At 32.3% G+C, this 8,652-nt stretch carries 7 protein-coding genes; 2 read left to right on the top strand and 5 right to left on the bottom strand.

Going from position 1 to position 8,652, the window contains the following annotated elements:
- Positions 1-269 precede the first annotated feature (269 nt).
- Positions 270-848, bottom strand: coding sequence for an MPN domain-containing protein (locus EG240_RS16720; RefSeq protein ID WP_203229323.1), 579 nt, complete (start codon positions 846-848; stop codon positions 270-272).
- Between the two features lie 535 nt (positions 849-1,383).
- Positions 1,384-3,279, bottom strand: a complete 1,896-nt coding sequence (locus tag EG240_RS13820; RefSeq protein WP_125019947.1) for an acetate--CoA ligase — start codon at positions 3,277-3,279, stop codon at positions 1,384-1,386.
- A gap of 236 nt (positions 3,280-3,515) precedes the next feature.
- Between EG240_RS13820 and EG240_RS13815 the strand changes: the two genes are divergently transcribed.
- On the top strand, positions 3,516-4,406 hold the full coding sequence (locus tag EG240_RS13815; protein WP_125019946.1) for a hypothetical protein: 891 nt from the start codon (positions 3,516-3,518) through the stop codon (positions 4,404-4,406).
- A 239-nt stretch (positions 4,407-4,645) separates the two neighbouring features.
- On the opposite strand, the gene EG240_RS13810 is transcribed toward EG240_RS13815, so the two are convergent.
- The 3 genes from EG240_RS13810 to EG240_RS13800 form a co-directional block, all read right to left on the bottom strand.
- Positions 4,646-4,837, bottom strand: coding sequence for a cold-shock protein (locus tag EG240_RS13810; protein ID WP_125019945.1), 192 nt, complete (start codon positions 4,835-4,837; stop codon positions 4,646-4,648).
- A gap of 230 nt (positions 4,838-5,067) precedes the next feature.
- Complete coding sequence (gene lpdA / locus EG240_RS13805; protein WP_125019944.1) at positions 5,068-6,471, bottom strand: dihydrolipoyl dehydrogenase; 1,404 nt, start codon at positions 6,469-6,471, stop codon at positions 5,068-5,070.
- A 125-nt stretch (positions 6,472-6,596) separates the two neighbouring features.
- Positions 6,597-7,058 (bottom strand): Lrp/AsnC family transcriptional regulator, encoded by a 462-nt coding sequence (locus EG240_RS13800; protein WP_125019943.1) that lies wholly within the window; start codon positions 7,056-7,058, stop codon positions 6,597-6,599.
- Positions 7,059-7,229: 171 nt separating this feature from the next.
- Between EG240_RS13800 and EG240_RS13795 the strand changes: the two genes are divergently transcribed.
- Positions 7,230-8,426: an aminotransferase class I/II-fold pyridoxal phosphate-dependent enzyme gene (locus EG240_RS13795; RefSeq protein WP_125019942.1), complete on the top strand. Its 1,197-nt coding sequence runs from the start codon at positions 7,230-7,232 to the stop codon at positions 8,424-8,426.
- Positions 8,427-8,652 lie beyond the last annotated feature (226 nt).

The following is an 8,652-nucleotide window of genomic DNA, read 5'->3' as shown; positions in this document are numbered from 1 at the left end:
TTTACGTCAGCTCGCTTTGTTTAATTGGTTTTAAGGCACGGATTACAAATCCGCGCGATCGGGCTGTTGTTGTTTTAAGGCACGGATTGCAAATCCGCGCGATCGGGTTTTATAAATTTTAATAAAATCTAAAACAACATTCTCCCTCGCTTTTTCAATCTTTTCTTCATTTTGATTTTTGAAAGAAGTATTCGACATTGAGCAATTAATAAAGCTAAATATCAATGTAAAAATAATCACTAAGATTTTAAAATTTTTTTTCATATCCATTAGAAATTATAAAAAAAGGGTACATCTTTAAATCTATTTTTTAAGGCTATATCTTCCGTAGACGGAACATGATCATTGAAAGGATGAGTATGGAAATGTCCTTTCAATCTCAATCCATAATCTGTCATCCATCTTTCAGGTATAGAAGACTTATCTCTTGTATTATACAAATATCTAAAAGTTTGTACCGAAGTTACTTCCGAGTTATTTAAAAGATTACCAAGTCTAACTCCAGCAATTTCTTTTTTTACAAAGTCACTAAACTTAGAAATAAAATTATCAAACTCTTTAAGTGTAGGTTCTCCTTCACGATTAACTTTGATATTAATATCTTTTATTTCAAAATTCATACAATCTTTAAGTATCCCTTTTGCAATATTATCAACTGCTATTTTTTCCTGTCCTTTTTTAGCTTTAGGAATTAAAAAGCCTGTCCCATATGTCTTTATATTACCATCTTCATCAGTTTCCATTATTCTATCGAATTTATCATTTGTCTCTCTGATTAGATTAATTTCCCCTGTTTCTTTATTTACTCCATAATCATGATGATTCATACCAGTAGGGTCAGTAAACATAATAGGGTTGTTACCAACATACAAATACGGCTCCATCGTCTGCTCTGCTAGCGGATCTACATTGATAAATGTACTAAAAATAACATAATACTAGCTCATCATACATGTATAAGTTGGATTTTGACGATTTATGCGGTGGTTTTTTTTTTACTGGAAGCTTCTAGTTGAGAATTTATTCTAGAATAAATTAAGATTTTATCTAGTAAAAAAATAAATATTATCTAGAATAAATTGAAATATTATCTAGTAAAAAAGTAAATATTATATATATAAAGTTGAAAAGTTATATATATAATATTTTCAACTTATGCTGTGGTATTTATTTACAACTGCGTTTTGCAATAGGGATGGGAGCTTTGTTTGAGCTCTTTTGCAAATTTTTAATTTGCGAAAAGCGAGTGCGGACAGCCCGACCTGTAACGCAGTGGAAGGGATTGCCCAAATGATTGAAGCTTTTAAAATTTATACAATAAAAAAAGGGTTTGACTGAAATTGATAGTCAAACCCATATTGTATTTTAAAGATGTTTTATTTTTTATTTAAAAGAACCAATTTTGTATTGTTCTAAGACTTCGATTAAATGCGAAATACTTGTTTCGTCCTCGATGGTTGAAGGAATCTGATAATTTTTTCCATCAACAATATCTCTAAGAAGTTTTCGTAAGGTTTTACCTGAACGCGTTTTAGGTAATTTATCTACGACAATTATATTTTTCAATGCTGCAACAGCGCCAATTTTGTTTCGGACAAGTTGAATGATTTCGTGTTGTAATTGAAAATGCTCGATGTCTGAATTGTTTTTCAGAATTGCAAAGCCAACAGGAATCTGTCCTTTTAGGGTATCTTCAATTCCAACAACTGCACATTCTGCAACTTCAGGATGTTGAGAAACGACTTCTTCCATTTCTGAAGTAGAAAGACGATGACCCGCAACATTGATTACATCATCAACTCGGCCTGTAACCCAAATGTTTCCGTCTTCGTCGTGATAACCGCCATCACCAGTAAAATAATAACCCGGATATTGAGATAAATAGGATTCTTTGAAGCGTTGTTCGTTTTGCCATAATCCAGATAACGTTCCAGGAGGTAATGGTAATTTAGCTACGATAAATCCTTCTTTGTTTGGACCTAGCTCTTCACCTGATTCATTAAATATTTTTATGTTGTAGCCGATTACAGGTTTTCCGGCCGAACCGGGTTTGTATGGTTGTAATTCAATTCCTGCCATATTTGCAAGCATTGGCCAGCCGGTTTCTGTTTGCCAACAATGGTCAATTACCGGAATGTTTATATGAGTTTTGTACCAATCTATCGATGCAATGTCGCTTCGTTCACCTGCTAGAAATTGAAGTCTTAACGAAGATAAATCGTATTGTTTGATGAAATCACCGTTCGGGTCTTCTTTTTTTATTGCTCTAATTGCGGTAGGAGCTGTGAACATAACATTTACCTTATGTTCGTTGATAACGCGCCAAAATGTTGATGCGTCTGGTGTACGTACTGGTTTGCCTTCAAAAACAATCGTAGCAGTTCTGTTTAAAAGCGGAGCATAAACGATATAACTATGTCCAACAACCCAACCAACATCTGATGCTGCCCAAAAGACTTCACCAGGATTTACATCATAAATTTGTTTCATTGAGTTTTTAAGAACCGTTACGTAGCCGCCAGTATCTCTAACAATTCCTTTTGGTTTACCGGTAGTTCCTGAAGTATAAAGAATGTATAATGGATGTGTCGATTTTACAATTTCACAGGCTGCTTCTTCAGAACCATAAACCAATGCGTCATAATCAACATCGTATTTTTTAAACGGAATTCGAGCTCCTAATTTTCTGTTGAAAACGATTACGTGTTCAGGTTTATGTGATGCTAATTCGATAGCCTCGTCCACAAATGGTTTGTAAGCTAATAATCGGTCGATTTCTATACCAGATGAAGCAGTGATTATTACTTTTGGTTTGCAATCGTCTATTCTAGTAGCTAATTCAGTTGGTGCAAATCCTCCGAAAACCACAGAATGTATTGCTCCAATTCTTGCACAAGCAAGCATTGCAAAAACGGCTTTAGAAATCATTGGCATGTAAATAATTACAGTGTCGCCTTTTTCTACACCTAAAGATTTTAATCCGCCGGCAAGTTTTGCAACTTCAGATTTGACTTCGTTATAAGTGAATTTTTTTATTTGTTGTGTAACTGGTGAATCGTAAATCAAAGCAATTTCATCTCCAAAACCATCTTCGATATGTTTATCTAGACATAAATAACAAGCGTTTAATTCTCCATCAGCAAACCATTCTGGATATCCATTTTCGTTATCTGATAAGATTTTTGTTGGTTCACTGAACCATTTGATGTTTTGAGCTTGTTTTTTCCAAAAATTTTCGGGATTTGAAATACTTTCTGAATAAAATTCGTTGTAAGTCATTTTTGTGTTTGTAGTTAGTAAGTTAGGTTTATTATGTTTTGTTTTATAAAGCTTAAATATGCAATTAATTATAAGTTAAAGCAAATGTTAGTTGTTTTTTTCTTGTTTTTTAACATTGTTGTTCTTTTTATATGAATTGATTTTAATAAAAATTTTGGTTATGGAGAAAACACAATTTTTTTAAAGATAATTCTTCTTATAAAAATTAACTGTTTTGTACTTTTGAAAGAAAAACAATGAAATTTATTAAGACGTATATTTTACTGATGTTTGGTATGATATTTCTATTTCTAGGATGTGGTGAAAAATCACAAGTTGATATTAAAAATCTGGGAGATTTTAATATCGTAAATGTAATGAGTGAAGATAAATATGCTGAATTGCAATCGAATTATAAAGATTTGAATCTTACGGATGCTGTTTCCGAGGATGATTATTCGTTTTATTCTTATATTTCACTTCGTCCCAATCGAACTTATACTTTTTTATTAGGTAATCAATATATGTTTGGAACTTATGAATTTAAAAATGACGAATTGATATTGTCTCCAAATGAAGGCGAAAATATACATTTAAAAATAAAAGATGTTACAGAGCAAAGTATTCAATTGCACGGCGATTTTAAAGATTTTAAAAGTGACTTCTTAGTTATTGTTGACGGTAAATCTACTTTTTATTTAAATCTAAGATCCGAAATTTCTGTTGATAATGTTGCTTATGATTATCGTTCTACAGAATTAAATAAATGGCGAATTAAACCAACTGCACCAGAATCGGTTTATGAAATTAAAGAACGTTTGTTGAATAATTTAAATTATATCGCTTCGTATATGTATGCGAATCAAATGGCGCAAAAAGAAGTGATTAATGTTAAAGGAATTCGTTCTCCGTTTTTACACGCAGCTAATGGTGTGTTTTTATATGAATGGAAAGAAGTTGATAATTATTGGAAGCTAATTTTTTATGATGAAAAAGATGCTAAACAAGCTTATAAAATGTTGAAGCTAAATTTTGATAGACATTACGATGTTCCACAAACGAATGATTGGCTTTATTTGAATGAATATCTTATTCGTGAATTGATAAAAAATGTTGAAACTTCTATTGTGGTTGAACCTGAAAAGTAGTAGGATTGGTTAACTCCGACAAAGTTTAAAACTTTGTTGGAGTTTTTTATTAATATCGGATTGTGAAATTAGTACGAATACGCAAAAGGGATGGAAGATTTGTTTGAGCTCTTTTGCAAATTTTCAATTTGCGAAAAGCGAGTGCGGACAGCCCGACCTGTAACGCAGTGGAAGGATTTGCCCAAAAAAAAACGGACATCAATATTGACATCCGTTTTACAATAACTATATAAAAAAAATTATTTTCTCTTTACATTTACTGCCATTAATCCTTTTTGACCACGTTCTACTTCGAAAACAACTTCGTCATTCTCACGAACGTTATCTAATAAACCTGTAGTGTGAACAAAAACATCAGAACCACCATTTTCTGGAGTAATGAATCCGAATCCTTTAGATTCGTTAAAAAATTTTACTGTACCTTCTTGCATTATGCAAATAATTAAATTAAGCCACAAAGATAGGTTTTATTTTTATATGTTTTGATTTATTTTTTGTTTTTTTTAGAAATGTTTAAAAAAATGATAAAATTACATTCTGTTTTATTTAGTGTTTTTAATAGAATTGGTTTTTTTGTTGTGTTTTTTTAATTGTAATAAGTCAATAAAAAAAGCGTTTCCGATTGAACGAAAACGCATTTATATTTGATGTTTAAAAGAGATTAAACGTGTAATGCTCTATTTTCAGTTGCAGCTAAAGCGGCTTCTTTGATAGCTTCTGCGAATGTTGGGTGCGCGTGAGACATACGAGTGATATCTTCTGCAGATGCTCTGAATTCCATTGCTACAACAGCTTCAGCAATTAAATCTGCAGCACGAGCTCCAACGATGTGCATTCCTAAGATTTCATCTGTAACTTTATCTGCTAAGATTTTTACAAATCCGTCTGTGTCAGCAGATGCACGAGCACGTCCTAATGCTTTGAATGGGAATTGTCCAACTTTGTATTCTTTTCCTTCAGCTTTTAATTGCTCTTCTGTTTTTCCAACTGCAGCAACTTCTGGCCAAGTGTAAACAACACCAGGAATTAAGTTATAATCGATATGAGGTTTTTGACCTGCTAATTGTTCAGCTACTAAAACGCCTTCTTCTTCTGCTTTGTGAGCTAACATTGCACCACGAACAACATCTCCAATTGCGTAGATGTTTGAAGCTGTAGTTTGTAAATGATCGTTTACTTCAATTTGACCTCTTTCTGTTAATTTAACTCCAGCTTTTTCTGCGTTTAATCCGTCTGTGTAAGGACGACGACCTACAGAAACTAATGAGTAATCTCCTTCTAAAGTGATGATTTCTCCTTTAGCATTTTCAGCTTTAACGATAACTACATCTCCGTTGCGTTCAACACCTTGAACTTTGTGAGAAGTGTAAAATTTCATTCCAGCCTTTTTAAGAACTTTAGTAATTTCTTTAGAAACAGCTCCGTCCATTGTTGGTAAAACGCGGTCTGCGAATTCAACTACAGAAACTTGAGAACCTAAACGTAAATATACTTGTCCTAATTCTAATCCAATAACTCCACCACCAATGATGATTAAATGTTTTGGAACTTCTTTTAATTTTAAAGCTTCAGTTGAAGTAATGACTCTTTCTTTATCAATTGAAATAAAAGGTAAAGAAGATGGTTTTGATCCTGTAGCAATAATTGTATTTTTTGCTTCGATAGTTTCAGAAGAACCGTCGTTCTTAGTTACCTTAATTGTTGTAGCACTTTCGAAAGAACCTAATCCTTCAAAAACAGTGATGTTATTTTTATCCATTAAAAATTTAACACCACCAGAAGTTTGGTCTACAACTGCTTGTTTGCGAGCAATCATTTTCTCTAAGTTTACTTTAACTTCTCCAGAAACTTCAATTCCGTGGTCAGCAAAATGCTGAATTTCTTGGAAATGGTGAGATGAAGCTAATAATGCTTTTGAAGGAATACATCCTACGTTTAAACATGTTCCACCTAAAGTTGAATATTTTTCGATAATAGCAGTTTTCATCCCTAATTGTGCGCAACGAATTGCAGCAACATATCCACCAGGACCAGAACCAATTACAACTACGTCAAATGAGCTCATAATATTTTTATTTATGTTGTGTTTAAAATTTTAAATCACACAAAATTACAACAATAAAATAGTTTGATAAAGTTTTTGTATCAAGAAATAAAAAAAAGTGATTGAAAAACAATCACTTTTAATTTTTACAATAATTTGTATTGGGTTGAGTTTTTAATTTCACCGATAGTAAATAAACTATGTGAGCTTAAAACTTCGTCCATACTCGTTAATTTTGACAACATGAATTCTCTGTAAGCTTCCATGTCTTTTACGCCAATTTTTAGAATGTAATCATAGTCACCGCTGATGTTATAGCATTCTAAAACTTCTTGTAAATCATTAATTTTTTTCTCAAATTGAATGATTGCTTCTTTTGAATGTGTTTTTATCTTTATCATTGATAAAACAACAAAACCTCTATTGACTTGATTACGGTCTATGATTGCTACATATTTAGAAATCACATTAGTTTTTTCTAGTTTTTTCACGCGTTCATATACCGCTGTAGTTGATAATCCCAACACTAATGCTAGTTCTCTAGTGGTTTGTTTGCAATCTTCTTGCAAAAGTTCGATAAGCTTGTAATCGATTGAATCTAATTTCATCTGTTTCTTTTTTGATTATTTAATAAGTTAAGTTGGTTTATTAATAAGTGGTTAAATTATTAATTATACAAATTTTACGGAAAAATTTTTGATATTCCAAAAAAAAAACTTTCTTATTTCATAAATTTTAAGTTTTTTTGCACTAAATAACAAATCTAAAAAACTATTTTTATGTTTAATCCTGCAGATAAAATCCAAGATTTACAATACTTCGGTGAGTTCGGTGGTGTAAATCCTTCAATTTCAGATTCATCTACTTATACCTTCTTGTCAGCAAAGACTATGTTCGACACTTTTGAAGGCAACACAGATGGATGCTATTTATATTCTCGTCATTCATCTCCGAGTAATTTATATCTTTCAGATGCTTTAGCGGCAATGGAAAATACAGAAGCAGCTCATGTAACAGCTTCAGGAATGGGAGCGATTACAGCCGTTATTATGCAATACTGTAAAAACGGAGACCATGTCGTTTCTAGTAGAACTATTTACGGAGGAACGTATGCTTTCTTGAAAAACTATACGCCACAATTTGGTATTTCTACAACTTTTGTTGACATCACAAAAATTGATGTGATTCTTAACGCAATTACAGAAAATACAAAAATCATTTATTTAGAAACGGTTTCAAATCCATTATTGGAAGTAGCTGATATCAAGAAAATTTCTGAAATCGCTCACAAACGTGGAATTAAAGTTGTGGTTGATAACACATTTTCACCACTTTCTGTAACTCCAAGTTTGTTAGGTGCAGATGTTACCATTCATAGTTTAACAAAATATATCAACGGAAGTAGTGATACAGTTGGAGGTGTAATTTGTGGAACTCGTGATTTTATTAATGCTTTAAAAGATGTAAATTCAGGTTCTTGTATGTTGTTAGGTGCAACGATGGATAGTTTACGTGCTTCAAGTATTATGAAAAACTTACGTACATTACATATTCGTATGAAGCAACATTCATTCAACGGGTTGTATTTAGCTGGTCGCTTTGAAGAATTAGGACTTAAAACGGTTTATCCAGGATTAACATCACATCCAAGTCATTCGTTGTTTAAATCGATGTATAATGAGAATTACGGATTTGGTGGAATGATTACCATCGATGCTGGTTCATTAGAAAAAGCAAATGCTTTAATGGAATTGATGCAAGAACGTAACTTAGGATATTTAGCGGTAAGTTTAGGTTTCTACAAAACCTTATTCAGTGCGCCAGGTTCATCTACAAGTTCAGAAATTCCAATGGATGAACAAAAAGAAATGGGCTTGTCTGAAGGATTAGTTCGTATCTCAATTGGTTTAGACGAAAACATTGAGCGCACGTACCAAAGCATGGTTGCTTGTATGAAAGAAGTTGGTGTTCTATAAACCAATTTTCAAATAATATTTTAAAGAGTTTTGAAGTTTCGGTTTCAAAACTCTTTTCTTTTTTTGGGGCAATCCCTTCCACTGCGTTACAGGTCGGGCTGTACGCACTCGCTTTTCACAAATTGAAAATTTGCAAAAGAGCTCAAACAAAGCTTCCATCCCTTTTGCAAAACGTTTTGTACATGGATTTTATTTGTATATTTAATTCTTAAAGCTTTTTTATGAA

The organism is Paenimyroides tangerinum (assembly GCF_003865405.1).
Classification (GTDB): Bacteria; Bacteroidota; Bacteroidia; order Flavobacteriales; family Flavobacteriaceae; genus Flavobacterium; species Flavobacterium tangerinum.
Note: the sequence above shows the minus strand (reverse complement) of the source record. Positions and strands in the feature narration are given on the sequence as shown.